This is a genomic window from Lentzea sp. CA-135723 (assembly GCF_050936595.1).
Taxonomy (GTDB): domain Bacteria; phylum Actinomycetota; class Actinomycetes; order Mycobacteriales; family Pseudonocardiaceae; genus Lentzea.
The window spans coordinates 6,768,479-6,793,776 of sequence record NZ_JBNJMK010000001.1; the positions used below are offsets into that span (position 1 = coordinate 6,768,479).

Here is a 25,298-nt window from a genome sequence, read left to right on the forward strand (position 1 = left end):
GTTTCTCGACGGCGGGCCGCGCCGCGTCCCCAACGAACTGAAGGACCTCCGTGCACCTCGGCACCATCGGTCAGGCGGTCGGCCTGTTCGCCGTCACCAACATCGACGACATCGTCATCCTGGCCCTCTTCTTCGCCCAGGGCGCGGGCCACCGCCACACCACCCGCACCATCGTCCTGGGCCAGTACCTGGGCTTCGCGGGCATCCTCGGCGCCGCCGTGGCCGCCGCCTTCGGCGCCACCTTCCTGCCGGACGCGGCGATCCCGTACCTCGGCCTGCTGCCCCTGGCGCTCGGCATCAAGGCCGCCATCAGCGCGTGGCGGCACCGCGACGACGCCGACGACGAAAGGAGCGCGAGCCCGACGATCCTCGCGGTAGCGGCCGTCACGTTCGCCAACGGCGGCGACAACATCGGCGTCTACGTGCCCGTGTTCGCCACCTCGGGCGTGAGCGGCATGGCGGTCTACGTGATCGTGTTCCTGCTGCTGGTCGCCGTGTGGGTCGCGGCAGGGAAGTTCTTCGCCACCCGGCCGGCGATCGCGCGGGTCTTGTCCAAGTGGGGTCACGTGGTGCTGCCGGTGGTGCTGATCGGCATCGGCGTGCTGATCCTGGTCGAGGGCGGCGCGTTCGGCTTCTAGCAACGATCACCTAGGCCTGTGCGGGTGTCGGCCGCAGAAGGAGGACGACGAACCCCAGGTAGCCGCGGTAGCCGCCCAGCCAGCTGGTGCGGTGGTCCGCTGACATCTGCAGGGCGAGGTCGCGGTCGGGGTGTTCGGGGTGGTCGAGAGCCCACTGGGCGAGGGTGCCGGTCCAGCACCACTCGTACTCGTCCCACTCCGCGATGGTGCTGGTGTAGCCGTAGACCGGCGTCCAGCCGTCGGCGACGACCTGGGCCACGGTGGTCGGGAGGTCCGCGAACTTCTGCGGACCGTCCTCCATCGCCGCGCGGACGGCGGGGTCCGGCTCGCGCTCCCAGAAGCAGTCGCCGAGCAGGAGCAGCCCGTCCTCGGCGAGGTGCTCCCGAGCGGCTTGCAACGTCTGGAGCAGCCCGCCGAACGCGTAGGCGGCCCCCACGCTGAGGACCAGGTCCGCTTTCCGGTCCGACCGGTACTCGGCGACGTCCTGGCGGCGCAGTTCGAGCCGATCGGCCAGGCCGAGCCGGGCTGCCTCGCCGAGGACGTCGTCGAAGCCCGCACCCGAGATGTCGACGCCGACGGCCGTTGCGCCGTCACGCGCCCGCAGCGCGCGCAGCAACCAGGTGCCGTCGCCACAGCCGAGGTCGAGCAGGTGAGCGTTCTGGCCGCGGATGGCCCGGCGGAGGAGGTGCTCGACCGTGCTGTCGCTCAGCGGGGCCGAGATCGGATGGTCTGCGTGCGCGAGGGCGCTGAGTTCGCGTCGGTCCACCAGCGCTGTCTAGCAGAATCCGGATCTTGTGTCGCAGGTGTTCGCCCGGCCGTGAAAAACCCCAAAAAGACGAGAACGGCGCTGACCGGCGAAAGAACTTCCGCTGGTCAGCGCCGTCTTCAGGGCTTTGGGCTCAGCCCTGCTTGGTCTCCCAGAAGATCTTGTCGATCTGGGCGATCAGGTCGAGCAGGGCCTGGCCGGAGGCCGGGTCCATGGAGCCCTTGGTGCCCGACGCGCCCGCCGCCTTGGTGGCGCGGTTGAACAGGTCGTGCAGCTCGGGGTACTTCTCGAAGTGCGGCGGCTTGAAGTAGTCCGTCCACAGCACCCACAGGTGGTGCTTGACGAGCTCGCTGCGCTGCTCCTTGATCAGGACGGCGCGCTCCCGGAACTCCGGGTCCTCGTTGGCCTGGTACTTCTCCTGGACCGCCTTGACCGACTCGGCCTCGATGCGGGCCTGCGCCGGGTCGTAGACGCCGCAGGGCAGGTCGCAGTGCGCGGTGGCTTCGACGCGCGGGCGGAGAATGCGCGACACGAGTCGCATCGTTCCTCCCAGAATGAGAAAAGACAGTGGATGCTCCGACAGGTAGGACCCTACTCCGGCTGATCGAAGGGTGATCGTTGAGACCGCGCCTCTCCACCGTGCTCGTCCGGGGGCCGTCGATGGTTCCCGCACTCCGCGACGAGGACATCGTGCTGGTCAGATGGGGTGTGGCGCCCAAACCGGGGCAGATCGTGATGGTTCGGTGGGAAAGCCGGCCGGGGCAGCTGTCGGTGAAGCGCGCCTCCCACGAAGTGGACGGCGGGTGGCACGTGGTGGGAGACAACCCGTTCGCGAGCACCGACTCCGAGCACCTCGGGCCCGCTGAGGTGCTCGGAGTGGTCAAAGCTCGACTATGGCCGAGACCTACGCTCCGGCCGTGAATCTCACGCCTTGAGCGAGGCGTACAGGGCGAGGCAGTCCTCGTAACGGGGCAGGACGCCCGACTCGAAGGCTTCAGCCAGAGTTGGGGCGGCCGTGTCCTTCTCCGACAGCTTGAACTCCAGCTCGCGCGGCCACGGCAGGTCGAGTGCCGGGTCGAGCGGGGTGAGGCCGTGCTCGCCGGTCGGGTTGTAGGGCGTGGAGCAGAGGTAGTTCATCGTCGTGTCGTCCTCGAGGGCGATCATCGCGTGACCCAGCCCCTCTGCCAGGTACACGGCGTTGCACTTCGTGGAGTTGACCAGCACGGCGTCCCACTGGCCGAAGGTGGGGGAGCCGACGCGGATGTCCACGATCACGTCGATGAACGAGCCGCGCGGGCAGAAGACGTACTTCGCCTGCGACGGCGGGACGTCCGCGTAGTGGATGCCGCGGATGGTGCCCGCGCGGGAGACGGAGTGGTTGGTCTGGGCGACCTTCAACGGGTGCCCGACCGCCTCGACGAAGGCGGCCTCCTGGTACGGCGAGACGAACACGCCGCGGTCGTCGGGAAATGTCCGGGGAGTGAACTCGAACGCGCCGTCAATTTTCAGCGAACTCGCCTGCATGCCGTCACTCTAAGGCGTCAATGTTTCTTGACCGATCGGGTGCTTCCTGCCAGCGGAAACTGACCGGTCGGTTCAGAAAACCGGACGGACGTCTTGCTACATGCCCTCTGACCTGCGGAAAAAGTGTGATCCCCGCCGCAGACAGCGACGCGGGACCCTGCCACACTTCCCGTCACCCGCAGCACTCGGGCGGTTCTCCGACGCAACTCGTCGGAGGGCACGACCGAGTTTCCAGGCCCCGTGTACCCGGCGTGACAACGCTGGGCCGGTGCGCCGTTTGGTGATGAGCCCGACTTAAAGGGCCACTACGCCGCCCGCACCGCAGGAGGGACGCCGTGACAGCAGTGAACGAAGCCCGTATCGAGAACTCCGATCCGACGCAGTTGACGGACGAGGAGATCTTCAACGCGCACCTGGGCGGGAAGCTCGAGGTCGGCGCGACCGCCTCGCTCGCTGACCCGAAGGCGCTGTCCATCGCGTACACCCCTGGTGTCGCACGAGTGAGCAACGCGATCGCGCAGGACGCCTCCCTGGCCGCGAAGTACACCTGGGCGCACCGCCTGGTCGTCGTCGTCAGCGACGGCACCGCGGTGCTCGGCCTCGGCGACATCGGCCCGAGCGCCTCGCTGCCCGTCATGGAGGGCAAGTCCGCGCTGTTCAAGACGTTCGGCGGCCTCGACTCCATCCCGCTCGTGCTCAACACGACGGACGTGGACGAGATCGTCGAGACGCTCGTCCGGCTGCGCCCGTCGTTCGGCGCGGTCAACCTGGAGGACGTCTCCGCGCCGCGCTGCTTCGAGCTGGAGCGGAAGCTGATCGAGGCGCTCGACTGCCCCGTCATGCACGACGACCAGCACGGCACCGCCGTCGTGTCGCTGGCCGCGCTGAACGGCGCGAACACCGTCCTGAGCAAGAACATCCGCGACCAGCGGGTGGTCATCTCCGGCGCGGGCGCCGCGGGCATCGCGATCGCCAAGATCCTCATCGCCGCCGGCGCCGGTGACATCACGCTGCTCGACTCGCGCGGCATCGTCCGCACGGGTCGCGCCGGTCTCAACCCGATCAAGGAAGAGATCGCGGCGGTCACGAACAGGAGCAACCTCGACGGCGGCATCGACGTGGCCCTGCGCGGCGCCGACGTGTTCATCGGCGTGTCGTCCTCCAAGGTCTCCGAGGACCTGATCGCGAGCATGGCGAACGACTCGATCGTGTTCGCCCTGTCGAACCCGGACCCCGAGGTGCACCCGGACGTCGCCGCCAGGCACGCCGCGATCGTGGCCACCGGCCGCAGCGACTTCCCGAACCAGATCAACAACGTGCTCGCGTTCCCCGGCATTTTCCGCGGGGCTCTCGACGCGGGTGCGCGACGGATCACCGAGGGCATGAAACTCGCGGCCGCCGACGCAATTCTGGCCGTCGCGAAAGATGATTTGGGCCCAGACCGAATTGTTCCCTCCGCGCTCGACCCGAGGGTCGGACCCGAGGTCGCGGCGGCTGTGGCCGTCGCCGCGAAGGCCGACGGAGTCGCCTGATCACACGCCTGTATTCGCCACTCATTTGCAAGTTCACGGGAAGCGGAACCACGAACGTGGCTTTTCGTTAACCCGTGCAGGGGTGGGCGATGACGCTCTGAAGCGCTACCGTCCCTCTCCTCGGGTGTTCACCCGAGGAGAGGGTTCGTGTTTGCCGCCGTTCGGGTGCCGTTGTCGTGCCCACCCGAATTGCCGCGGGCGGTGGATGCGGGAGAGGGTGGGTCGGTGCCCAAGTGGGTGGGACGCGCGACGGTGGTGAACGGCCGTGCACGGACGGCTGTACCGGCGAACGGGAAACCTCCGATGACGCTGGACGGGCTGACCCTGCCCGACGCGCCGTCGTTGCTCGTCGACGTCAAGGGCGTCGTCATGCAGGCGAACCCGGCCGCGGTGGAGCTCGCCGGCGCGCAGGCGGCCGACGACCTCGTCGGGAACCCGCTCGGCGAACTGCTCCTCGGCAACACCTCTGACCTGCGACTTCTGCGTGCGGACGGCTCCGAGCTGCCGGTGCGCGTCGCCCGCCACGCCGTACCGGGAACGGGCCTGCAGGCCGTTCTGCTGATCGACGTCTCCGACCTCGCCACCGCCGCGGACGCGTTGCGCGACGAACAGCGCCGCCTGCGCAAGGTGCAGCGGGTCGCGAACCTGGGTTCCTGGGAGTTCGACCCCGGCACGGGCCTCACGGTCTGGTCGGACACGCACTACGAGCTGCTCGGCCTCGAACGCGGCACCGTCGTGCCCGGCGCGCAGGCCGTCCTCGACGTCGTGCACCCGGACGACTACCACATGGTCGAGACGTACTGGCACGGTCGCGAGATCACCGGCGACCCGATCGACATCGAGTACCGGATCGTCCGTCCCGACGGCCAGCTGCGGTGGATCCGCGGCGTCGCGGAGGCGAAGCTCGACGACGCGGGCGCGCTGGACAAGATCACCGGTTACATCCGCGACATCACCGAGGCCAAGCGCGCCGCGACCGAGCTCGCCCAGGAACGGGCGCGGCTGCTGGAGGCGCAGCGCATCGCCCGCATCGGCAGCTGGGCGTACGAGACCGGCACCCGCGCCGTGCACCGCAGCGAAGTGCTGATGGAGATGTTCGCCGAGCTCGGCATGACTCCGGACGAGGACCTGCTGAGCGGCGTGCACCCGGACGACCGCGAGGCCGTCAAGGCGCTGCGCACCCGGTTGCTGCACGCGAGCGACGGCGAACCGGTCGAGATCGAGGTCCGCAGCGAGGTCGGCGAACGCGTCTACATGTGCCGCGCCCGCGCGGAGTTCGCGTCGTCCGGCAGCATCGAGCGCTACCACGGCACGATCCAGGACGTCACCGAAGCACGTGCCCTCGAACGGCAGATGCGCGAGGACCGCCGAAGACTGGCGGACGCGCAGCAGGCCGCGCGCCTCGGCATGTGGGAGTGGAACCCCGGCACCGGCGTGGTCGTCTGGTCCGACATGCTGCGCGACCTCTACGGCATCCCCGCCGACGTGGCCGGCAGCTACCAGTACTACCTCGACCTCGTGCACCCCGAGGACCGCTCGTGGGTCGACGACCTGTGGCGCCAGCTCTCCGTGGACGAGATCGCCGTCCAGTGCGAGCACCGCGTCGTGCGCCCGACCGACGGCGCGACCCGCATCTTCCGGTGCCACGGCATGATCGTGCACGACCCGCGCGGCAAGCAGCTCGCCGTCGGCACCGCCCAGGACGTCACCGAGCAGCGCGCCGCCGAAGCCCGCATGAAGCGCTCCTCGCAGCGCTTCACCGACCTCGTGTCCGTGACGCCCGTCGGCATCGGCCTGTTCGACGAGGGCGAGCGGCTGGTCGACGCCAACGACGCGTTGTGCGACCTGCTCGGCATGGAGCTGGAACAGCTGCGCGGCATGACCGCCGAACAGCTCACGCACCCCGAGGACACCTCGCCGGGCCTGCAGTGGGCCGCCGAACGCACCCAGAAGATCCCGCAGCGCATCCTCGTCCGCCCGGACGGCGAGAAGGTCTACTGCGAGCTGCACATCGCCCTGTCCGTGCAGGACGACGGCCGCCGCTTCTGGCTCATCGTGTTCCTGGACATCACCGAACGCCGCCGCGCCGCCGAAGCGTTGCGCCACCAGGCCACCCACGACGAACTGACCGGCCTCCCGAACCGCGCGCTGGTGAAGGAGATCCTCGGCAAGGCCCTCGACGGCCCCGACCGCGCCAAGGTCGCCGTGCTGTTCTGCGACATCGACAACTTCAAGCGCGTCAACGACTCCCTCGGCCACGACGCGGGCGACGAGCTGCTGGTCGCGCTGGCCCGCCGGCTGGAGGGCGGCCTGCCAGACGGCTGCACGGCCGCCCGCCTGTCCGGCGACGAGTACGTGATCATCTCCGAGGACATCGAGTCGGTGGGCGGCGTCGACGCCCTCGCCACCCGCGTCGCTTCGCTGCTGCGGACCGCCGTTCCGGTGCACGGCCAGCTGGTCCGCGTGTCCGCGTCGATCGGCGCCGCCGTCCCGAACGGCTCGCGCGCCAACGGTGCCGACCTCCTGCGCTTCGCCGATGCCGCGATGTTCGAGGCGAAGCGCGCCGGTGCCGGCCGCGTGTCCCTGGCCTCCGCCGCGCTGATCGCCTCCGCCGACCGCCAGGTGCACCTGGAGGGCCAGCTGCGCGACGCGTTGCAGCACGACGGTTTGGCGTTGCACTACCAGCCCGTCGTGGGTGTGGACGGCGCGGTGCTGACCGCCGAGGCTTTGGTGCGCTGGCCGCACCCCGACCGCGGACTGCTGCCGCCGGACGTGTTCCTGCCCGTCGCCGAGCAGGGCGACCTGATGCGCGAACTGGACCGCTGGGTGCTGCGCACGGCGTTGCGCGAGGCCGCGACCTGGCCCGCGCCCGACGGCCGCCCGGTGTCCGTCGCGGTGAACCTGGCCGGGTTGGTGCCGGGCGATCCGGAGTTCGTGGACATCGTCTCGACGGCGATCATGGAGTCCGGCGTCCCGTGGGAACGCGTGGTGCTGGAACTGGTCGAGACGGCCTTCGTCGACCTGCCTTCGCGCGTCCGCCAGTCGATGGACGAGCTGGTGAAGCGCGGCGTGCAGTTCGCCGTCGACGACTTCGGCACCGGCTACTCGTCGTTGGCGCGCCTGAAGGACCTTCCGGCGCAGATCATCAAGGTGGACCGCCGCTTCGTCTCCGGCGTGGGCAACGACTCCTCGGACTTCGCCGTGGCCCGCGCCGTCGTGGACATGGCGCGGGCGATGGGGCGCAAGTGCGTGGCGGAGGGCGTGGAGACCGCGACCCAGTTCCACGTGCTGCGCGGCGTGGGCGTGGACGCGTACCAGGGGTGGCTGTTCTCGCGTCCGGTGCCGCCCAAGGAGTTCCGCGCCGTCCTAGCCCTCGGGCCGCTCCACATACCGCGCGCTGGCTGAGATCTCCGGCAGCAACGCCGCGATCCGGTGCTTCGGCAGGTCGATCAGCCGCAGCTCCAGGTCCTCCCGCGCCACCGCGGCGTTGTCGATGATCTCGGCCGCCTGCTTCTTCGTCAGCAGGCCCTGCGACGCCGTGATCAACGCCTCGCGCCACACGTTGCGCAGCTTGCCGTGCGCCTTCATCAGCACCTCGCGCACGGCGCGCTCGCCCAGAGACAGCGTGCCGGTCAGCACCTGATCGGCCACGACGATCGTCGTCTTGGCATCTGGGTTGTTGCGCAGGAACTTCAACTTGAACCGGGTCTGGACGAGCTCCTGCAGTTCCTTCTGCCCCGCCTCGGACGACACGGCGGGGTGGTTGTTCGGCACGAGGCACGCAAGGCGGGCGGGGGACGACGCGAGCAGCGTGCGCAGCAGCCACGGGCCGGGGTCCGCGGACAGGTCGACGGCCAGCGACGCCGCGCCCTTGCCCACGGGCTCGGCCCAGCCGGCGGCACGGGGCTTCGGCGGCGGCGAGGACTCGGGACGTGGTGCCAGGTCGGACAAAGCGGCCAAAGCTTCGGCAGAGGGGCCCGACGACTCCACGGACTGCGCGCCGTGGGTGTAGATGCGCGTGCCGCCGGACACCGCGCGGCGGCCGGTGGGGCGGCACACGTAGAGGTCCGCGGCCGAGCCGATGGCCTGGGCGCCGTCGAAGCGGTGGAACGACGGCAGGATCGCCTCGAAGACGAGGCCGAGCTTCTGGAGTTCCTGCTGCACCTTCAGGCCCAGGGCCGGGGTGCGGTCGGAGAAGCCGTACGCCAGCAGCAGACGGCCGCCCGCGATGTCCTCCAGCGCCTCGATGCCGCGCCCGGCGAACAGGCCCATGCCCTCCGGCGTGTAGGGCGGGTCGCTGAAGACGAGGTCCACCGACTCCAGGACCGACGACGGCAGCCCGAAACGCATGTCGCAGTGCAACGTTCGGATGTCGAGGCCTCGGGCGGAGGCCCGCGAGTCGATGAACTCCAGCAGCCGCTCGTCGAGGTCCACGACGGTGATGGAGACGGCCGGGTTGACGGCCGCGACGGCCAGCGAGGTGAGGTCGTGGTCGCCCAGGCACAGCAGGCGCTTGCCCGCCAGGTCGTACACCGAGTCGAGCCACACCGCGCGGTTGAGCGCGGTCTCCGCGGTCGCCTGCACGTGGTCCAACGAGGACAGCGGCGCCGGCACGTCCGCGATGTCCACGAGGATCTGCCGCAGCACGTCGGTGTGGTCGCGCACACCGGAAACACCGAAGGCGGCGCGGTAGGAGGCCACCTGACCGGGCGCGATGCGGTAACGATCGTCTGAAGATTCGGCGTCGTCGCCCAGGGCCTTCAGCAGGTCCTGCACGGTGCGGCGGGGTACGGCGGGCAGGCGCACGAGTTCGGCCAGCGGGTGCCAGTCCTCGCTGAGCAGGGACAACACCTCACGGAGTTTGCGGGCGTGCACGCCGCGTTCCGCCACCAACTGCCGAACCTGGTCGATCGTCACAAGCGGTAAACCATACGGCCTGTCACATCGTGGAACGCTGTGCCGGGGTACGCCGAACGAGTTAAGGTCTTTGGGATCTACATCCAGGGCGGTCCGAATCGGGGAGACCGTCACGACCGGAGGGATCCGAAGGGTGATCGAGTTCCGGGCCGTAACCAAGCGGTTCGAGGACGGGACCATCGCTGTCGACGAGCTCGACCTCGCGGTCGAGGCGGGCACCATCACGGTGTTCGTCGGTCCTTCCGGCTGTGGCAAGACGACGTCCCTGCGCATGGTCAACCGCATGATCGACCCCACGTCGGGCGCGATCCTGGTGGACGGCAAGGACGTCCTCACCGTCGACCCGCCGACGCTGCGGCGCGGCATCGGCTACGTGATCCAGCAGGCGGGGCTGTTCCCGCACCGGACCGTGCTGGACAACATCGCGACCGTTCCTCTTCTGTCCGGTTGGGACAAACGCAAGGCGCGCACCAGGGCCGCCGAGCTGTTGGAGATCGTCGGGCTCGACCCGAACTTCGGCAAGCGGTACCCGGCGCAGCTCTCCGGCGGGCAGCAGCAACGCGTGGGTGTCGCCCGCGCGCTCGCCGCCGACCCGCCCGTGCTGTTGATGGACGAACCCTTCAGCGCCGTCGACCCGGTCGTCCGCGAGGACCTGCAGAACGAACTCCTTCGCCTGCAGGCGGAACTCGACAAGACGATCGTGTTCGTCACGCACGACATCGACGAGGCGCTCAAGCTCGGCGAACGCGTCGCGGTGTTCCAGAAGGGCGGGCACCTCGCGCAGTACGCGAAGCCGCAGGAGCTGCTCAGCGCGCCCGCCAACGACTTCGTCGCGTCGTTCGTCGGCAGGGACCGCGGCTACCGGACGCTCACCTTCCTCCACGCGGAAGTGCCCGTTCACCCCGTCACGACGGCCAGGATCGGCGAGCGGATCACCGTCACCGGCTGGACGCTGGTCGTCGACGAGCAGAACCGGCCGAAGGGCTGGCTGTCCGGTGTGGACGGTGAGGTCGAGGTGAACGAACGGGACCTCGTCTCCGGCGGCTCGCTCTACGACGGCAGCAGCCTCCGGGGTGCGCTGGACGCGGCGCTCAGCTCGCCGTCCGCGCTCGGCGTGGTCGTCGACGACGCCGGTGCGGTGAGCGGTGTGGTCAAGGCCGACGACGTGATCCAGGCGCTCGCGAAGGCCCGCGCGGCGGGTGAGGTCCCGAGGTGACCTGGATCTTCGACAACTGGGAGAGGTTCTGGGAGGTCACCGCGGTGCACCTCCGGCTCTCCGTGCTGCCGGTGCTGATCGGGTTCGTGCTCGCCATCCCGCTCGGGTGGTGGGCGAGCCGGTCGCAGACGGCGCGCACGGTGCTCTTCCCGTTCGCCAACATCCTCTTCACGATCCCGTCGATCGCGCTCATCGTGATCACGCCGGTGGTCATCGGCGTGAAGATCCTCGACGAGATCAACGTCATCGTGCCGCTGACCGTCTACACGGTCGCGCTGATGATCAGGTCGATCGCGGACGCGCTGTCGGCGGTGCCCGGCAACGTGGTCGCCGCCGCGAACGCCATGGGCTACCGGCCGTTCCGGCGCTTCCTCACCGTCGACTTCCCGCTGGCGCTGCCGGTCACGATCGCGGGCCTGCGGGTCGCGACCGTGTCGAACATCAGCATGGTGAGCGTCGGCGCGCTCGTCGGGCTCGGCGGCTACGGCCAGCTCTTCACCGAGGGCTACCAGACCGACAACAGCCCGAAGGTCCTCGCGGGTCTCATCGGGACGGTCGTGCTGGCGGTCCTCGCGGACGGGCTGCTGTTGCTGATCGGACGGCTGCTCACGCCGTGGGCACGGGTGGGGAGGTGAGCTGACGATGGGTGGCTGGCTCTTCGACCCCGCGCACTGGTCCGGCACGACCGGGATTCCCTTGCGGTTGCTGGAACATCTCGGCTACACGCTGCTGACGTTGCTCATCGCGGCGGTCATCGCGATCCCGCTCGGCGCGTTCGTCGGGCACACCGGCAAGGGCGGGTTCGTGATCGTCGGGCTCTCCAACGCACTGCGGGCGCTCCCGACGACGGCGGTGCTGATCCTCGTCGTGCTGTGGGCGGGTCTCGGCGACTTCCCGGTGTACGTGGCGCTGGTGCTGCTGGCGATCCCGCCGATCATGGCGGGCACCTACGCGGGCGTCCGCGCGGTCGACCCGTCCGCCGTCGACGCCGCACGCGGTGTCGGCATGCGCGAGTCGGGCGTGCTGCTGCAGGTGGAGATCCCGAACGCGCTTCCGTTGATCTACGGCGGTTTCCGCGGTGCCGCGCTGCAGGTGGTCGCCACGGCCACCATCGCGGCGTACACCGGCGCCGGTGGACTGGGCAGGTTCGTCTTCGACGGCCTCGCCCTGCAGGATTTCGGTCAGATGCTCGCCGGCGCGGTGCTCGTGGCACTGCTCGCCGTTCTCGTCGACCTGGGGTTCGCCGGCCTGCAACGGCTGACGGTGTCGCCCGGGCTGCGTCCAGTGGGAACCGGAGGAACGAAATGAAGCGCATCGCGACAGCCGTCGCTGCGGTCATGCTGTTGTCGGCGTGCGGTGGAGATCCGCTGACCGGCGGGGCGAACAACGAGCCGGCCCCGACGGACACCATCGTCGTGGGCTCCGGCAACTTCCCGGAGTCCCGCCTGCTCGCGGAGATCTACGCGGAAGCGTTGACGGCCAAGGGGGTCAAGGTCTCCAAGAAGCTGAACATCGGCAACCGGGAGCTGTACTACAAGGGCGTGCAGGACGGCTCGATCGACCTGATCCCCGAGTACACCGGCGTGCTGCTCAAGTACATCAACAAGGACGCGCAGGAAGTGGGCGCGGACGAGGTCTACGCGGCGCTGCAGAAGGCGTTGCCCAAGAACCTGGTCGTGCTCGACAAGTCCTCGGCCGAGGACAAGGACGCGGTCGTCGTCACGAAGCAGATCGCCGCGCAGTACAGCCTCAAGTCGATCGACGACCTGGTGCCGTACTGCAAGGACCTCGCGTTCGGCGGCCCGCCCGAGTTCCAGAACCGCCCGGACGGCCTGCCCGGCCTGAAGGCCAAGTACAACTGCGAGTTCAAGGAGTTCAAGGCCCTCGACGTCGGCGGCCCGCTGACCGTCGCCGGCCTGAAGGACAACACGGTGCAGGCGGCCGACCTGTTCACGACGGACGCGGCCATCAAGGCCAACGAGTTCGTGGTGCTGGAAGACCCGAAGAACGTGTTCGCCGCGCAGAACGTGCTGCCGCTGATCAACGAGAAGAAGGCGTCGCAGCAGGTCCGCGACACCCTCAACGCCATCTCGAAGAAGCTCGACACCAAGCAGCTGCTGGAGCTCAACCAGAAGCTGTCGTCGCCGGACAAGCCGGAGCCGGAGAAGGTCGCCAAGGAGTGGCTGGCCTCCGCGGGCATCTGACCCGGACCTGAGAACCGCCGATCCGCAGGCCTCACGCCTGCAGGTCGGCGGTTTTCGCTTGGACGGCCATGTACGTGTACTGGTCCTCGTAGCCCAGGGCGTGGTTCACCCGCAGCATGTGCGCGTTCTCGCTGCTGGTGCGCGTGAAGACGATCTCGACGCCGTCCAGTTCGTGCAGCATGCGTGACTTGATCAGCAGGCCCAGCCCCTTGCCCCGGTGGGCCGGGAGCACGACGGTCTGCAGTTGCTCGGCGTACTCGGGCTTGGCGGAGTTCCGTTCCACCACCGTGACTCCGGCGACCTCACCGCTGTGCAGCAGGAGCACGACCCAGCGGTCCGAGGTCGCCTCGGCCTCGTCTTTCCGGATGCTCTCGACCGTGTTGTGCGCGTGGTCGAGCACCGTCTCCCCGAACGGCGCGTCGGCGATCGCGTTGAGTCCTTCGACGTACGCCTCGACGAACTCCTCGGGAGCCGCGCCCTGCCACGTCACCAGCTCGTACCCGGACGGCACCTCGGCGACCGGCGGCGGATCGGTGAGCAGCAACCGTTGTCTCGTCATGGACGTGATGACCCGGAACCCGTGTGCGGCGGCGAAGTGCTCGCCCGGTTCGTCAGGGCCGACGCTCCACGACTCGATGACGGTCTGCCCGTTCAGCAGCGACGGAACGGCGCGGAGCAGCGCGGTGCCGATGCCGCGACGGCGGTGACTCGGCAGCACCACGACGGTGACGAGCGCGAGATGCGCGTTGGCCTCGGCCTCGGAGATCTCGGCCTGCGCGTAGCCGACGACCTTCCCGCTCTCCCGCGCGACGACGAAGCGCGCGGGCTCGAAACCGAGGTCGTTGCGGGACTCCCACATCGCGACGTAAGCCTCGACGGGCGCCTGCTCGCGGTCCGGCGCGTCCTCCGCCGCCCACGCCGTCGCCACCTCGTACAACCCGCGCCGGTCCGTCTGCGCAGCGCACGCGAAGTCCAGCGCCTCGATCACAACCCCCATGCACCCGATCTAAGCAAGATCGTGGCGACCTGCCCAGTCGGCGATCGCGGCCGCGATCTCCTTCGGCTTGTCCTCCGGCGCGTGGTGCCCGGCCTCACCCACCGCCACGACGTCCAGCGAGGCGATGTTCGCGCGGCACCACCCGGCCAGTTCGGGCGTGATGGCCAGCGTCGGCGAGCCCGTGAAGGTCAGCAACAGCTTCGGCACCGGTGAGGCGGCGAGCCACTCGCCGTACGCCTCCATCCGGGGCACCAGCAAGGGCGGGTCGCCGTCGACCGGAAGCTGCCGCACCCACTCCAGCAAGGGGCGGCGGCTCTCGCGGTCGGGGTACGGCGCCAGGTACGCGGCCATGTCCTCGTCCGAGACGGGGTTCAGCACACCGCCGGTGAACGCCCGGCGCACCAGCGTGTCCTGACCCAGCACCAGTTCCTCGCCCACGCCAGGGGTGCGGAGCCGGCGTGTGCGTTCCCGCGCGGCGGGGGCCAGGTCGGCGCTCGTCATGGGCTTCAGCATCGCCTCGAAGAACGCGAGGCCCGCGACGCGCGACGGGTGCCTGGCCGCCCAGTCGAACGCGAGCGTGGCGCCCCAGTCGTGGCCGACCAGCACGACGCGGTCCAGTTCCAGGGCGTCGAACCACGCGTCGAGGTAGCGGGAGTGGTCGTCGAACGAGTAGCCGATGGCCGGCTTGCCGGATCTGCCCATGCCGATGAGGTCGGGGGCGAGACCGCCCAGTTCGGGCAGGACGTTGCGCCAGATGTGCGACGACGCCGGATTGCCGTGCAGGAACACGAACGGCGCGGCGCCGTGCGTTTCGTGGTGCATGGTCGAGTCGAGGACGGGGACGACGGGCATCGGGTGCTCCTCAGTCGAGGGGGACGGCGAGCAGCGCGCGGAGTTCGGCGGAGAAGGCTGAGGTGCGCTCGCCCAGCGGCTCCAGCAGGCGGTCCAGCAACGAGCGGACCACCTCCATGGCGGGCTCGACCGTCGTGCGGCCGTGCGGGGTCAACGCGAGTCGCACGGTCCGGGTGTCGACGGTGTCGCGGGTGCGCGAGATGAAGCCGGCTGCCTCCAGCGAGCGCGCCAGCTTCGAGACGTACAGCGGTTCCAGGCCGGTGTGGTCGGCCAGTTCGCGTTGGGAGGGCCGGTCGAGGGCGACCAACGACGACAGGACGACGTACTGCGCGTGCGTCAGCCCGAGGGGGTCCAACGCGCGGTCGACGGCCGTTCGCCACTTCATCGCCAGCCGCCACACGAGGTGCCCAGGCGTCGGTCCCGCACTGCTCATGGCAGATACGGTACATGGCTACTATGTACATGGCTACTGAGTCAGGCGGTCCTCGTGCGCAGGTCCGCCACCGAGGCGCGGACGGAGAGGATGTCGCTGATCGTCGCGAAGCCGAGCGAGTGGTTGATCCTGGCCATGTGGACGTTCTCGGACCCGGTTCCGGTGACGATCTCGGCGAGCTGCGGCTTGTCGGCGACCAGCCAGCGCAGCATGTGCGCCTTCACGCACCGGCCCAGTCCGAGCCCGCGATGAGCCGGCGCGACCGCGGTGTCGCGCTGGAACCCGCGGTGCGGCCGTTCGCTGTGCAGCTCCAGTTCGGTCAGGCCCACCACGGCGCCGTCCGCCTCCCGGACGGCGACCACGACCCGTTGTTCGGCGCCGCGGGTCAGGAAGTCCTCCTCGGCCGCGCGCACCTCGTCGGGTGTCCACGTCGGGATCGGGAGGTGCTGGTCGCCCACCGGTGCGTCCTGCACCGCGTTGCGGGCGGCGGCGTAGGACGGGAGCAGGTCCTCCGGTACGCGGCTGATCCACCGCTCCAGCCGGTGGCCGGGCGGGACCGGGGCGTCCCAGAGCGCGCGGTCCACATCGAGCGTGAGCTTTTGAATGATCATCGAGTGGAACGTCCCGAAGCCCAGGTGCACGAGCCACTCGGCCCCGGCGCCGCCCCTCGTGACCTGCCAGCCCTCGACCACCGTGCGGCCGCGGGCCTCCAGATCGGGCAGCAGCGCCCGCAGCAAGGCGGTGCCGACGCCGCGCCGCCGTGCCCGCGGATGGACGACGACCTCGGCCAGGGCGAGGTCCTCCCAGTCCGCGTAGTTCACGCCGGCGAACGCCACGAGCTCACCGTCGAGCCGGGCCGCCCAGTGGTGCGTCGGCCCGAGGCCCTGGAACGGCGTGCGCAGCCGGAACTCGACCTCCTCCAGCGTCGGCGGCGTCCAGAGCGGGCGGTCGTCGGCGTACCTGCCGAGCATGACCTCGTGGTACGCGCGGATCTCGGCGGCGGATTCCGGCGCAGGATCGAGCTTCTCGACTTCGATGTCCCCCATGCAGGCCATGCAACCAGAACGGTCAGATCGCGACGACGTGTCCGCCGATCCGCACCGTGAGCTCCTCGGCCGCCTTGCGGACCTCCTTGGCCAGCTCCGGCCACACCTGCCCGCACGGCGTGTCGCACACGTGCCGGAACGTCAGCGTGATCGCCGCGATCGGCCGCTCGCCGTGGTCGAACACGGGGGCCGCGACGGAGGCGAATCCCGCGGTCACGAACCCGTCCTCCACCGACCAGCCCTGCCGCCGTTCCGCGGTCAGCAGGCGGCGCAACGCGGGCAGGTTGTGCGGGCCGCGCCCGGTCCGGTCGACGAACGCCGCCACGGACGGGAACAGCGCGCGCACCTGCGCCGGAGGCAGGAACGCCAGCATCGCGCGTCCCGAGGCCGTCAGGTGGGCCGGTAGCCGCACGCCCACGTCGGACACGATCGACTGCGGCTGGCGGGGCTGCTCGCGCACCAGGTACAGCGCTTCCGGGCCGTGCAGGACGCCCAGGTGCGCGACCTTCTCCATCCGGTCGGCGAGCTTGCGCAGCAACGGCCTGGCCAGGCGTTCCAGCGGGTCGTGGCGCAGGTAGGCGGAGCCGAGCTCGAACGCCGCGACGCCCAGGCCGTAGCGCTTCTCCTCGGGGAAGTGCGTCGCGAAGCCCGCCTCGGTCAGCTCGGACAGCAGGTGGTAGGTCGTCGACCTGGGGAGGTTCAGCTCGCGCGCCACCGACGCCGCGGAGACCGGACCCGGCCGGCCGGCCAGCAGCCGGAGGACCGCGAGCCCTCTCCGCAGCGCGGGAACGTCGCTGCTGCTGCCCACAACAGTGATTTTCCCACGTGATGCAGCCCACGCCGTTACGACATCAGGGCACACTCAACAGAACAGGCTTGAAGTGCGTCATAGGGGTGTGACGGTTTTGAAGGGGGTCGGGATTGACACCGAGTTTCGATGACTTCGTGGCAGAACAGGTGACCCCGTTGCTGCGCTATGCCACCGTGCTCACGTGCGACCCGCACCTGGCCCAGGACGTGGTCCAGGAAGTCCTGCTGCGCGCGCAGCAGAAGTGGGACCGCATCGGTTCAGTCGACCTCCCTCACGCCTACGTCAAGCGCATGGTGACCAACGAGTACCTCTCGTGGCGCCGCCGCCGTGCGGCCAAGGACGTCGCGCTCTGCATGACGACCCTGGAGTCCGTCACCCCGCCCGTCGCCGACAAGACGCACCACTACGACGAGCGGGAAGCAATGTTGCAGCGGATCGCGAAGCTGCCCCGCAAACAGCGGGCCGCGGTCGTGCTCCGCTACTACGAGAACTACGAGGACTCGGAGATCGCACAGATGCTCGGTTGTGCCGAGGGAACCGTGCGCAGCCACATCTCACGTGCGCTGGCCACACTCCGCATGGACCACACGCCGGAACCCGCTGGTGTCGGGTCGCGGCTCGGGGAGGGCCTGTCGTGAACGACACCGAACAGCTCATCAAGGAGGCTCTCGGCCAGCTGGCCGAACGCGCTCCGCACCCTGGACCGACGCTCAACGCGTTGCGGCGCAAGCGAAAGCGGCAGCGCAACGTGTTCATGATCGCTGTCGCCGGGGTTGCCGCGGTCGCTGTCCTGATCTTCGCGGGCATCGTCGCCAGCGACAGGTACGTGCCGCCGAACCCGAACGACGCGGGCGCCGTGCTCGTGCCCGGCAACGGTCAGGACGTCGCCCTGAAGTACGCGCCGCACTGGCTGCCGGAGGGGTTCGTCGAGAACTCCCGCACGACGAACAACGCGGTCACGCGGGTGTGGGGGCCGGCGGACGGCAAGGCGAGCGTCGTCATCAGCACCCTCGGGGGGCTGCCGGACACCGGTGGCTGGGACGAGGTCGGCGTGCGCGGGCTGAAGGCGTGGGCGAAGGTCGCGGACGGCGCCGCGCGCGTCGTCTGGAAGGCGCAGGACGCCCTGGAGGTGTCGGTCCGCGGCCTGGACGACGTGCGGGCCGTGGCCCTGCGCGTGGCCGAGTCCGTGCGCGCCGACGCCAAGACCACGCACAAGGCGCCGTTTAAGGTCGAGGGCCGCTACGCCGACCAGATGTCCGGTGTCGGGGCGGACCAGTGGGACGCGTCGCTGAACGTCGGCTCGGTCACCGTGCACGTGGCCACGCAGAAGCCCGAGCTGGCGGCGGCCGAACCGGTGTCCGTGCGCGGCAAGGAAGGCCTGCGCTCCGGCAACACGGTCGCGGTCTCCGACGGAGGCCGGTGGATCTGGGCCACCTCCAGCGCCTACTCCGACCGGCTGGCCGAGCTGGTCACCGAGGTCGAGCTCACCGACGCGCCCGACACGGGCTGGCTCGGCAAGGGCCTCTAGCCGGGCCTGTCTGGCATCCCAGACACCCATCCGCGCTCCGGGGTCGCTGAGTCGGCCCCGGAGCGGTCTGATGTCTGCATGCGACAACCGGTGGAGCTGGGTCCGAAGCCTCTGACCCTCGAGGACGTTCATGCCGTCGCCCGCGACGGCGCCCCGGTGGAGATCACCGCGGCGGCCCGTGAGGCGGTCACCACCGCCCGCGGCCACATCGAACAGCTCGCCACGGCCGAACGCCCCACCTACGGCGTCTCGACCGGGTTCGGCGCGCTCGCCGTCCGGCACATCCCGCCGGACCGCCGTGCCCAGCTGCAGCGGTCGCTGATCCGCTCGCACGCCGCCGGTTCCGGTCCCGAGGTCGAACGCGAGGTCGTCCGGGCGCTGATGCTGCTGCGCCTGCGCACGCTCTCGACCGGCCACACCGGTGTCCGGCTGTCCACTGTGGACGCGATGGCCGGGATGCTGAACGCCGGCATCACGCCGGTCGTGCACGAGTTCGGCTCGCTGGGCTGTTCGGGTGACCTCGCACCGCTCTCCGCCAACGCCTTGGCGCTCATGGGCGAGGGCATGGTCCGCAACGCGGCGGGTGACCTCGTCACCGCCGCCGAGGCCCTCGAAGCGGCCGGCATCGAGCCCGTGCAGCTGGCCGAGAAGGAAGGCCTCGCGCTGATCAACGGCACCGACGGCATGCTCGGCATGCTGTCGCTGGCGATCGCCGACCTGACGAAGCTGCTCGACATCGCGGACCTCACCGCCGCGATGAGCGTCGAGGCCCTGCTCGGCACCGACCGCGTCTTCGAACCGGAGCTGCACGCGCTGCGCCCGCACCCCGGCCAGAACCTGTCGGCGGCACGGATGCTCGCGTTCCTGCGGGACTCCGAGATCGTCGCCTCGCACCGCGGCCCCGACTGCACCCGCGTGCAGGACGCGTACTCGTTGCGCTGCTCACCGCAGGTGCACGGCGCGGCCCGCGACACCGTGGCGTACGCGGCGACGGTGGCCGACCGCGAGCTGGCGTCCGTGATCGACAACCCCGTCGTGCTCGCGGACGGCCGGGTCGAGTCGAACGGCAACTTCCACGGCGCCCCCGTGGCCTACGCGCTCGACTTCCTGGCCATTCCGCTCGCGGACGTGGCCTCGATCGCCGAGCGCCGCACCGACCGCATGCTCGACGTCTCGCGCTCGCACGGCCTGCCGCCGTTCCTCGCGGACGACCCCGGCGTCGACTCCGGCCACATGATCGCCCAGTACACGCAGGCGGCGATCGTGTCCGAGCTCAAGCGCCTCGCGGTGCCGGCGTCGGTCGACTCCATCCCGTCCTCCGCGATGCAGGAGGACCACGTGTCGATGGGCTGGTCCGCCGCCCGCAAGCTGCGCAAGGCCGTGGACGGGCTCACCACCGTGCTGGCCATCGAACTCCTCACCGCCGCGCGGGCCCTCGACCTGCGCGCGCCCCTCAAGCCCGCCCCCGCGACGGCCGCCGCCGTGGCGAAGCTGCGCGAGACCGTCCAGGGCCCCGGCCCTGACCGCCACCTCGCGCCCGAGATCGCCGCCGCCGAGGCCCTCATCCGAAGTGGAGCTCTGTGATGACCACCGTTCGCGCCGACCGCGGCACCGAACTGACCGCCAAGAACTGGTCCACCGAGGCCGCTCTGCGGATGTTCCACAACAACCTCGACCCCGACGTCGCAGAGCGTCCCGAGGACCTCGTGGTCTACGGCGGCACCGGCAAGGCCGCGCGCGACTGGCCGTCGTTCGACGCCATCACCCGCGAGCTGAAGAACCTCGAGGCCGACGAGACGCTGCTCGTGCAGTCCGGCCGCCCGGTCGGTGTCATGCGCACGAACGAGTGGGCGCCGCGCGTGCTCATCGCGAACTCGAACCTCGTGCCGGACTGGGCGAACTGGCCCGAGTTCCGCCGCCTGGAGGCCGAGGGCCTCACGATGTACGGCCAGATGACCGCCGGGTCGTGGATCTACATCGGCACCCAGGGCATCCTGCAGGGCACGTTCGAGACGTTCGCGGCCGTCGCCACCAAGCGCTTCAACGGGACCTTGAAGGGCACCCTGACGGTCACCGCGGGCCTCGGCGGCATGGGTGGCGCGCAGCCGCTCGCCGTGACGATGAACGAGGGCGTCGCGCTCTGCATCGAGGTCGACCCGCACCGCGCCCAGCGTCGCCTGGAGACCCGCTACCTCGACGAGATCGCCGAGGACCTGGACTCCGCGATCGAGCGCGTGCTGGCAGCCAAGGCCGCCGGTGAGGCCGTGTCCGTCGGTGTCGTGGGCAACGCGGCGGAGATCCTGCCCGAGCTGCTGCGCCGCGAGGTCGCCGTCGACATCGTCACGGACCAGACGTCGGCGCACGACCCGTTGGCGTACCTGCCCGTCGGTGTCTCGCTGGACGAGTGGCAGGACTACGCGGCCGCGAAGCCGGAGGAGTTCACCGAGCGCGCCCGCAGGTCGATGGCCGACCACGTCGAGGCCATGGTCGGGTTCATGGACCGCGGCGCCGAGGTGTTCGACTACGGCAACTCGATCCGCGGTGAGGCGCAGCTCGGCGGCTACGAGCGCGCGTTCGCGTTCCCCGGCTTCGTGCCCGCCTACATCCGCCCGCTGTTCTGCGAGGGCAAGGGCCCGTTCCGCTGGGCCGCGCTGTCCGGCGACCCGGCCGACATCGCGAAGACCGACGCCGCGATCCTGGAGCTGTTCCCGGAGAACGAGCAGCTGCACCGCTGGATCAAGATGGCCGGTGAGCGCGTCGAGTTCCAGGGCCTGCCCGCCCGCATCTGCTGGCTCGGTTACGGCGAACGGCACCTCGCGGGCCTCAAGTTCAACGAGATGGTGGCGAACGGCGAGCTGTCCGCGCCGATCGTGATCGGCCGCGACCACCTCGACTGCGGCTCGGTCGCGTCCCCGTACCGGGAGACCGAGGCGATGGCCGACGGATCCGACGCGATCGCGGACTGGCCGTTGCTGAACGCCCTGGTCAACACGGCCTCCGGTGCGACCTGGGTGTCGATCCACCACGGTGGTGGCGTGGGCATCGGCCGCTCGATCCACGCCGGTCAGGTGACGGTCGCGGACGGCACCGAGCTGGCCGCGCGGAAGATCGAGCGCGTGCTCACGAACGACCCCGGCATGGGCGTCATCCGGCACGTGGACGCCGGGTACGACGAGGCCAAGACGGTGGCAGCGGACAAGGGTGTTCGCATTCCGATGGAGGGCTGATGCTCGACCAGATCGCGGACGTCGGCAAGGACTCGAAGCGCGGAGGCTATTCGCGCCACGGTTACAACAAGCCCGAGCTCGAACTGCGGCACTGGTTCGTGGAACAGGCGGTCCGGCGCGGTCTCAACGTGGAGACCGACCAGAACGGCAACCTCTGGGCCTGGTGGGGTGAGCGCGGCGACAACGCGCTCATCACCGGCAGCCACCTGGACTCCGTTCCCGGTGGTGGCGCGTTCGACGGCCCGCTCGGGGTGACTTCGGCACTCGAAGCTGTCGATGTGTTGCAGGCCAAGGGGTTCAAGCCGGGCCGGCCGTTCGCGATCACGGTCTTCGCCGAGGAGGAGGGCGGCCGGTTCGGCGTCGCGTGCCTCGGGTCCCGGCTGCTCACCGGCGCCATCTCGCCCGAGAAGGCGTTGGGGCTCAAGGACCCGGATGGCGTGACGCTGGCCGAGGCCATGAAGTCCGCCGGCTACAACCCGGACCTGGTCGGACGTGACGAGAAGGCGTTGCGGCGCATCGGCCAGTTCGTGGAGCTGCACGTCGAACAGGGCCGTGGCCTCAGCGTCCCGGTCGGGGTCGCGTCCAGCATCCTCGCGCACGGCCGGTGGCGCTTCACGTTCTCCGGCGAGGGCAACCACGCCGGCGCGACGCTGATCGAGGACCGCCGCGACCCGATGCTCCCCGCGTCCCAGCTCGTCCTCGCCGCCAGGAAGGCGGCCAGGGGTGGCGGTCGTGCCACCGTGGGAAGGCTCGTCCCCAACCCCGGTGGCACCAACGTCATCGCGTCCACTGTGGACGTCTGGCTGGACGCGCGGGACAGCGACGACGCGCGCACCCGTGCGATGGTCGCGGAGATCTCCGAGGCGGCTCACCAGGCCGCCAAGGAGGAAGGCTGCGAGCTGCGGATCACCGAGGAGTCGTACGGCGACACGGTGTACTTCGACTCGGCCTTGCGCGACGACATCGCCGGGGCGCTCGGGGGCGTTCCGGCGCTGCCGACCGGTGCCGGGCACGACGCGGGCATCCTCGCCGAGCACGTGCCCACGGCGATGTTGTTCGTGCGCAACCCCACCGGCGTGAGCCACGCGCCGGAGGAGTTCGCCGAGCAGGCCGACGTCGACGAGGGCGTTCGCGCGCTCGCCGCGACGATCGAACACCTCGGCTCGTGAACTTCTGGTGCGAGCGAGCCTGGTTGCCCGCCGGGCTCGCCGAGCGCGTCCTGATCAGGGTCGAGAACGGCGTGATCTCGTCGGTGTCCACTGTGGACACGATTCCGCTGGGCGTGCGGCGGTTGCACGGTGTGGTCGTGCCGGGCTTCGCGAACGCGCACTCGCACGCGTTCCACCGGGCGTTGCGCGGCCGCACGCACGACGGTGGCGGCACGTTCTGGACGTGGCGCGAGGGCATGTACGCGCTGGCGTCCCGGTTGACCCCGCAGTCGTACTACCGGCTGGCCCGTGCGGTCTACGGCGAGATGGCGCTCGCGGGCGTGTCGGCCGTGGGCGAGTTCCACTACGTGCACGACAGGTCGAACGAGTTCGGGTACGCGCTTCGTGAAGCGGCGTCGGACGCGGGGATCCGTCTCACGTTGCTGGACACCTGCTACCTCGCGGGCGGCATCGACCAGCCCGTGAACGAGGTGCAGCAACGGTTCTCCGACGGCACCGCCGAGGCGTGGGCTGCTCGCGTGGCCGAGCTGAAGTCCGACGACGTGATGCGCGTCGGTGCCGCGATCCACTCGGTCCGGGCCGTGCCGCGGGCGGAGCTTTCCGTGGTGGCACAGGCGTTCCCGGACGCGCCACTGCACGTGCACCTGTCCGAGCAGCCCGCCGAGAACGAGGCGTGCCTCGCCGCGTACGGCCTGACGCCGACCGGACTGCTGCACGAAGCCGGCGCGCTCTCGCCGCGCACCACGGCCGTGCACGCCACCCATCTCACGCCCGAGGACATCGCGTTGCTGGGCGGCTCCGGCACCGGCGCGTGCTTCTGCCCGACGACCGAGGCGGACCTCGCGGACGGCATCGGCCCGGCTCGTGAGCTGGCCGACGCGGGCAGCCCGCTCTCACTCGGCAGCGACCAGCACGCGGTGATCGACCCGCTGCTGGAGTCCCGCGCGTTGGAGCACAACGAGCGTTTGAGGACGGGCCAGCGCGGCCGGTTCTCGCCGTCCGAACTGATGGAAGCCGCCACCAGGCATTCCGCGCTCGGCTGGGACGGCGGCCGGATCGAACCGGGTGCTCCCTGCGACCTCGTGGCGATCAGCTGCTCGACGCCGCGCACCGCGGGATCGCTGCCGCAGCAGGTCCTGCTGTCCGCGACGGCGTCCGATGTGGACACCGTGGTGGTCGGCGGCCGGGTGGTCGCGGCCGGCGGCGTGCACGAGACCCTGGGAGACGTCGGCAGGCTGCTGGCGGACGCGATCGAGGAGCTGTGGGCATGAGCGTGCTGATCACCGGCATCGGTGAGCTGACCACGAACACCGAGGTCAGCGGCGATGCGCTGGTCATCGACGGTGCGGAGATCGCCTGGGTCGGACAGGCCTCGGACGCCCCGGCGGCCGACGAGCGGGTCGACGTCGAGGGCCGCGCGGTGCTGCCCGGCTGGGTCGACAGCCACACCCACCTGGTGTTCGCGGGCGACCGCACCGCCGAGTTCGGCGCGCGCATGGCGGGCAAGCCCTACACCGCGGGCGGCATCGCCGTGACCGTGAACGCGACGCGGGCGGCGTCCGACGAGGAACTGGCCGCCGTCGTCCGCAAGCACGTTGCCGAGGCTCTCCGGCAGGGCACGACGTTCGTCGAGACCAAGACCGGCTACGGCCTGAACGTCGCCGACGAGGTTCGAAGCGCCCGCATCGCCGCCGAGCACGCCGACGAGGTCACGTTCCTCGGCGCGCACCTGGTGCCGCCGGGTGCCGACGCGGACGAGTACGTCGAGCTGGTCCGCGGCGAGATGCTCGACGCCGTCGCGCCCCTCGTGAGCTGGGCCGACGTGTTCTGCGAGAAGGGCGCGTTCGACTACGACCAGTCGAAGGCCGTGCTCGTGGCGGCGCAGCGGAAGGGTCTGGGTCTGCGCGTCCACGGCAACCAGCTCGGCGAGGGCCCCGGCGTGCGGCTGGCCGTCGAGCTCGGCGCCGCCTCGGTAGACCACTGCACCTACCTTTCCGGCTCTGACGTCGACGCGCTGGCGTCGTCTGACACGGTCGCCACGCTGCTGCCGGCGTGCGATCTCTCGACCCGCCAGTCGCTGCCACCCGCCCGCGCGCTGCTGGACGCCGGCGCGACGGTCGCGCTCGCCAGCAACTGCAACCCCGGTTCGTCGTACACCTCGTCGATGGCGTTCTGCGTGACGACAGCCGTCCTGCAGATGCGGATGACCGTCGAGGAAGCCGTCTGGGCAGCCACGGCGGGCGGCGCGCGGGCGTTGCGACGGGACGACGTCGGCGTCATCAGGCCTGGTGCGCGGGCCGATCTCCACGTGCTGGACGCACCCTCGATCACGCATCTGGCGTACCGGCCGGGGGTCCCTTTGACGCACTCTGTGTGGCGTCGGGGGGAACGCGCCATTTGAGACAGCCGTCTCATTCACCTCCGTGTGGGCCTACTGG

The 25,298-nt window shown here is 70.3% G+C and carries 24 protein-coding genes; 15 read left to right on the forward strand and 9 right to left on the reverse strand.

The window, feature by feature from the left end:
- Nucleotides 1-50 precede the first annotated feature (50 nt).
- Nucleotides 51-638: a cadmium resistance transporter gene (locus ACQEU1_RS31770; RefSeq protein ID WP_433209684.1), complete on the forward strand. Its 588-nt coding sequence runs from the start codon at nucleotides 51-53 to the stop codon at nucleotides 636-638.
- Nucleotides 639-648: 10 nt separating this feature from the next.
- Here ACQEU1_RS31770 and ACQEU1_RS31775 read toward each other — a convergent pair whose 3' ends face one another.
- Together ACQEU1_RS31775 and sodN are read right to left on the reverse strand one after the other, a co-directional pair.
- Nucleotides 649-1,404 carry an SAM-dependent methyltransferase gene (locus ACQEU1_RS31775; protein ID WP_433209686.1) on the reverse strand — a complete coding sequence of 252 codons (756 nt, stop codon included), beginning with the start codon at nucleotides 1,402-1,404 and terminating at the stop codon, nucleotides 649-651.
- Nucleotides 1,405-1,537: 133 nt separating this feature from the next.
- Nucleotides 1,538-1,945 (reverse strand): superoxide dismutase, Ni, encoded by a 408-nt coding sequence (gene sodN / locus ACQEU1_RS31780; RefSeq protein ID WP_030476597.1) that lies wholly within the window; start codon nucleotides 1,943-1,945, stop codon nucleotides 1,538-1,540.
- A 98-nt stretch (nucleotides 1,946-2,043) separates the two neighbouring features.
- Here sodN and ACQEU1_RS31785 point away from each other — a divergent pair, with 98 nt between their 5' ends.
- Nucleotides 2,044-2,325: a S24 family peptidase gene (locus ACQEU1_RS31785; RefSeq protein WP_433211900.1), complete on the forward strand. Its 282-nt coding sequence runs from the start codon at nucleotides 2,044-2,046 to the stop codon at nucleotides 2,323-2,325.
- A gap of 3 nt (nucleotides 2,326-2,328) precedes the next feature.
- On the opposite strand, the gene ACQEU1_RS31790 is transcribed toward ACQEU1_RS31785, so the two are convergent.
- The gene (locus ACQEU1_RS31790) at nucleotides 2,329-2,928 is read right to left on the reverse strand and encodes a dTDP-4-dehydrorhamnose 3,5-epimerase family protein (protein WP_433209688.1); all 600 of its coding nucleotides are present in this window, start codon (nucleotides 2,926-2,928) and stop codon (nucleotides 2,329-2,331) included.
- A 335-nt stretch (nucleotides 2,929-3,263) separates the two neighbouring features.
- Between ACQEU1_RS31790 and ACQEU1_RS31795 the strand changes: the two genes are divergently transcribed.
- Nucleotides 3,264-4,460, forward strand: a complete 1,197-nt coding sequence (locus tag ACQEU1_RS31795; RefSeq protein WP_433209690.1) for an NAD(P)-dependent malic enzyme — start codon at nucleotides 3,264-3,266, stop codon at nucleotides 4,458-4,460.
- 303 nt (nucleotides 4,461-4,763) lie between these two features.
- Nucleotides 4,764-7,865, forward strand: coding sequence for an EAL domain-containing protein (locus ACQEU1_RS31800; RefSeq protein ID WP_433209692.1), 3,102 nt, complete (start codon nucleotides 4,764-4,766; stop codon nucleotides 7,863-7,865).
- Here ACQEU1_RS31800 and ACQEU1_RS31805 read toward each other — a convergent pair.
- On the reverse strand, nucleotides 7,827-9,377 hold the full coding sequence (locus ACQEU1_RS31805; RefSeq protein ID WP_433209694.1) for a bis-aminopropyl spermidine synthase family protein: 1,551 nt from the start codon (nucleotides 9,375-9,377) through the stop codon (nucleotides 7,827-7,829). The two genes, ACQEU1_RS31800 and ACQEU1_RS31805, sit on opposite strands and share 39 nt — an antisense overlap.
- Before the next feature lie 133 nt (nucleotides 9,378-9,510).
- Between ACQEU1_RS31805 and ACQEU1_RS31810 the strand changes: the two genes are divergently transcribed.
- The 4 genes from ACQEU1_RS31810 to ACQEU1_RS31825 are packed head-to-tail and all read left to right on the forward strand — an operon-like array spanning nucleotide 9,511 to nucleotide 12,797.
- Nucleotides 9,511-10,593, forward strand: coding sequence for an ABC transporter ATP-binding protein (locus tag ACQEU1_RS31810; RefSeq protein ID WP_433209696.1), 1,083 nt, complete (start codon nucleotides 9,511-9,513; stop codon nucleotides 10,591-10,593).
- Nucleotides 10,590-11,228 (forward strand): ABC transporter permease, encoded by a 639-nt coding sequence (locus tag ACQEU1_RS31815; RefSeq protein ID WP_433209698.1) that lies wholly within the window; start codon nucleotides 10,590-10,592, stop codon nucleotides 11,226-11,228. Before ACQEU1_RS31810 ends, ACQEU1_RS31815 begins: the two co-directional genes overlap by 4 nt.
- Before the next feature lie 7 nt (nucleotides 11,229-11,235).
- The gene (locus ACQEU1_RS31820) at nucleotides 11,236-11,901 is read left to right on the forward strand and encodes an ABC transporter permease (RefSeq protein WP_433209700.1); all 666 of its coding nucleotides are present in this window, start codon (nucleotides 11,236-11,238) and stop codon (nucleotides 11,899-11,901) included.
- Nucleotides 11,898-12,797, forward strand: a complete 900-nt coding sequence (locus tag ACQEU1_RS31825; RefSeq protein ID WP_433209702.1) for a glycine betaine ABC transporter substrate-binding protein — start codon at nucleotides 11,898-11,900, stop codon at nucleotides 12,795-12,797. Before ACQEU1_RS31820 ends, ACQEU1_RS31825 begins: the two co-directional genes overlap by 4 nt.
- Nucleotides 12,798-12,828: 31 nt before the next feature.
- Here the strand turns inward: ACQEU1_RS31825 and ACQEU1_RS31830 are convergent, their stop codons facing one another.
- The 5 genes from ACQEU1_RS31830 to ACQEU1_RS31850 are packed head-to-tail and all read right to left on the reverse strand — an operon-like array spanning nucleotide 12,829 to nucleotide 16,933.
- The gene (locus ACQEU1_RS31830) at nucleotides 12,829-13,794 is read right to left on the reverse strand and encodes a GNAT family N-acetyltransferase (protein WP_433209704.1); all 966 of its coding nucleotides are present in this window, start codon (nucleotides 13,792-13,794) and stop codon (nucleotides 12,829-12,831) included.
- A 9-nt stretch (nucleotides 13,795-13,803) separates the two neighbouring features.
- Complete coding sequence (locus ACQEU1_RS31835; protein ID WP_433209706.1) at nucleotides 13,804-14,646, reverse strand: haloalkane dehalogenase; 843 nt, start codon at nucleotides 14,644-14,646, stop codon at nucleotides 13,804-13,806.
- Between the two features lie 10 nt (nucleotides 14,647-14,656).
- Nucleotides 14,657-15,079 (reverse strand): MarR family winged helix-turn-helix transcriptional regulator, encoded by a 423-nt coding sequence (locus tag ACQEU1_RS31840; protein ID WP_433209708.1) that lies wholly within the window; start codon nucleotides 15,077-15,079, stop codon nucleotides 14,657-14,659.
- 41 nt (nucleotides 15,080-15,120) lie between these two features.
- Complete coding sequence (locus tag ACQEU1_RS31845) at nucleotides 15,121-16,125, reverse strand: GNAT family N-acetyltransferase (protein ID WP_433209710.1); 1,005 nt, start codon at nucleotides 16,123-16,125, stop codon at nucleotides 15,121-15,123.
- Between the two features lie 22 nt (nucleotides 16,126-16,147).
- On the reverse strand, nucleotides 16,148-16,933 hold the full coding sequence (locus ACQEU1_RS31850; RefSeq protein ID WP_433209712.1) for an IclR family transcriptional regulator: 786 nt from the start codon (nucleotides 16,931-16,933) through the stop codon (nucleotides 16,148-16,150).
- 113 nt (nucleotides 16,934-17,046) lie between these two features.
- Here ACQEU1_RS31850 and ACQEU1_RS31855 point away from each other — a divergent pair, with 113 nt between their 5' ends.
- The 7 genes from ACQEU1_RS31855 to hutI all read left to right on the forward strand — a co-directional run bounded on the left by ACQEU1_RS31855 (nucleotide 17,047) and on the right by hutI (nucleotide 25,261).
- Complete coding sequence (locus ACQEU1_RS31855; protein ID WP_433209714.1) at nucleotides 17,047-17,574, forward strand: SigE family RNA polymerase sigma factor; 528 nt, start codon at nucleotides 17,047-17,049, stop codon at nucleotides 17,572-17,574.
- Complete coding sequence (locus ACQEU1_RS31860) at nucleotides 17,571-18,464, forward strand: hypothetical protein (RefSeq protein ID WP_433209716.1); 894 nt, start codon at nucleotides 17,571-17,573, stop codon at nucleotides 18,462-18,464. The genes ACQEU1_RS31855 and ACQEU1_RS31860 overlap by 4 nt, the downstream gene beginning before the upstream one ends.
- A gap of 78 nt (nucleotides 18,465-18,542) precedes the next feature.
- On the forward strand, nucleotides 18,543-20,048 hold the full coding sequence (hutH, locus tag ACQEU1_RS31865) for a histidine ammonia-lyase (RefSeq protein ID WP_433209718.1): 1,506 nt from the start codon (nucleotides 18,543-18,545) through the stop codon (nucleotides 20,046-20,048).
- Nucleotides 20,045-21,691: a urocanate hydratase gene (gene hutU, locus ACQEU1_RS31870; protein ID WP_433209720.1), complete on the forward strand. Its 1,647-nt coding sequence runs from the start codon at nucleotides 20,045-20,047 to the stop codon at nucleotides 21,689-21,691. The genes hutH and hutU overlap by 4 nt, the downstream gene beginning before the upstream one ends.
- Entirely contained in the window at nucleotides 21,691-22,860 is a 1,170-nt protein-coding gene (locus ACQEU1_RS31875) for an allantoate amidohydrolase (protein ID WP_433209722.1), read from the forward strand. Before hutU ends, ACQEU1_RS31875 begins: the two co-directional genes overlap by 1 nt.
- The gene (locus ACQEU1_RS31880) at nucleotides 22,857-24,131 is read left to right on the forward strand and encodes a formimidoylglutamate deiminase (RefSeq protein WP_433209724.1); all 1,275 of its coding nucleotides are present in this window, start codon (nucleotides 22,857-22,859) and stop codon (nucleotides 24,129-24,131) included. Before ACQEU1_RS31875 ends, ACQEU1_RS31880 begins: the two co-directional genes overlap by 4 nt.
- Nucleotides 24,128-25,261: an imidazolonepropionase gene (gene hutI, locus ACQEU1_RS31885; RefSeq protein WP_433209726.1), complete on the forward strand. Its 1,134-nt coding sequence runs from the start codon at nucleotides 24,128-24,130 to the stop codon at nucleotides 25,259-25,261. Before ACQEU1_RS31880 ends, hutI begins: the two co-directional genes overlap by 4 nt.
- The last annotated feature ends 37 nt before the right edge of the window (nucleotides 25,262-25,298 follow it).

Coding starts and splice junctions, on each gene's coding strand:
- ACQEU1_RS31800 (WP_433209692.1), top strand. CDS start 4,764: ATGACGCTGGACGGGCTGACCCTGCCCGACGCGCCGTCGTTGCTCGTC.
- ACQEU1_RS31820 (WP_433209700.1), top strand. CDS start 11,236: ATGGGTGGCTGGCTCTTCGACCCCGCGCACTGGTCCGGCACGACCGGG.
- hutH (WP_433209718.1), top strand. CDS start 18,543: ATGCGACAACCGGTGGAGCTGGGTCCGAAGCCTCTGACCCTCGAGGAC.
- ACQEU1_RS31835 (WP_433209706.1), bottom strand. CDS start 14,646: ATGCCCGTCGTCCCCGTCCTCGACTCGACCATGCACCACGAAACGCAC.
- hutI (WP_433209726.1), top strand. CDS start 24,128: ATGAGCGTGCTGATCACCGGCATCGGTGAGCTGACCACGAACACCGAG.
- ACQEU1_RS31790 (WP_433209688.1), bottom strand. CDS start 2,928: ATGCAGGCGAGTTCGCTGAAAATTGACGGCGCGTTCGAGTTCACTCCC.
- ACQEU1_RS31825 (WP_433209702.1), top strand. CDS start 11,898: ATGAAGCGCATCGCGACAGCCGTCGCTGCGGTCATGCTGTTGTCGGCG.
- ACQEU1_RS31830 (WP_433209704.1), bottom strand. CDS start 13,794: ATGGGGGTTGTGATCGAGGCGCTGGACTTCGCGTGCGCTGCGCAGACG.
- ACQEU1_RS31840 (WP_433209708.1), bottom strand. CDS start 15,079: ATGAGCAGTGCGGGACCGACGCCTGGGCACCTCGTGTGGCGGCTGGCG.
- sodN (WP_030476597.1), bottom strand. CDS start 1,945: ATGCGACTCGTGTCGCGCATTCTCCGCCCGCGCGTCGAAGCCACCGCG.
- ACQEU1_RS31875 (WP_433209722.1), top strand. CDS start 21,691: ATGCTCGACCAGATCGCGGACGTCGGCAAGGACTCGAAGCGCGGAGGC.
- ACQEU1_RS31845 (WP_433209710.1), bottom strand. CDS start 16,125: ATGGGGGACATCGAAGTCGAGAAGCTCGATCCTGCGCCGGAATCCGCC.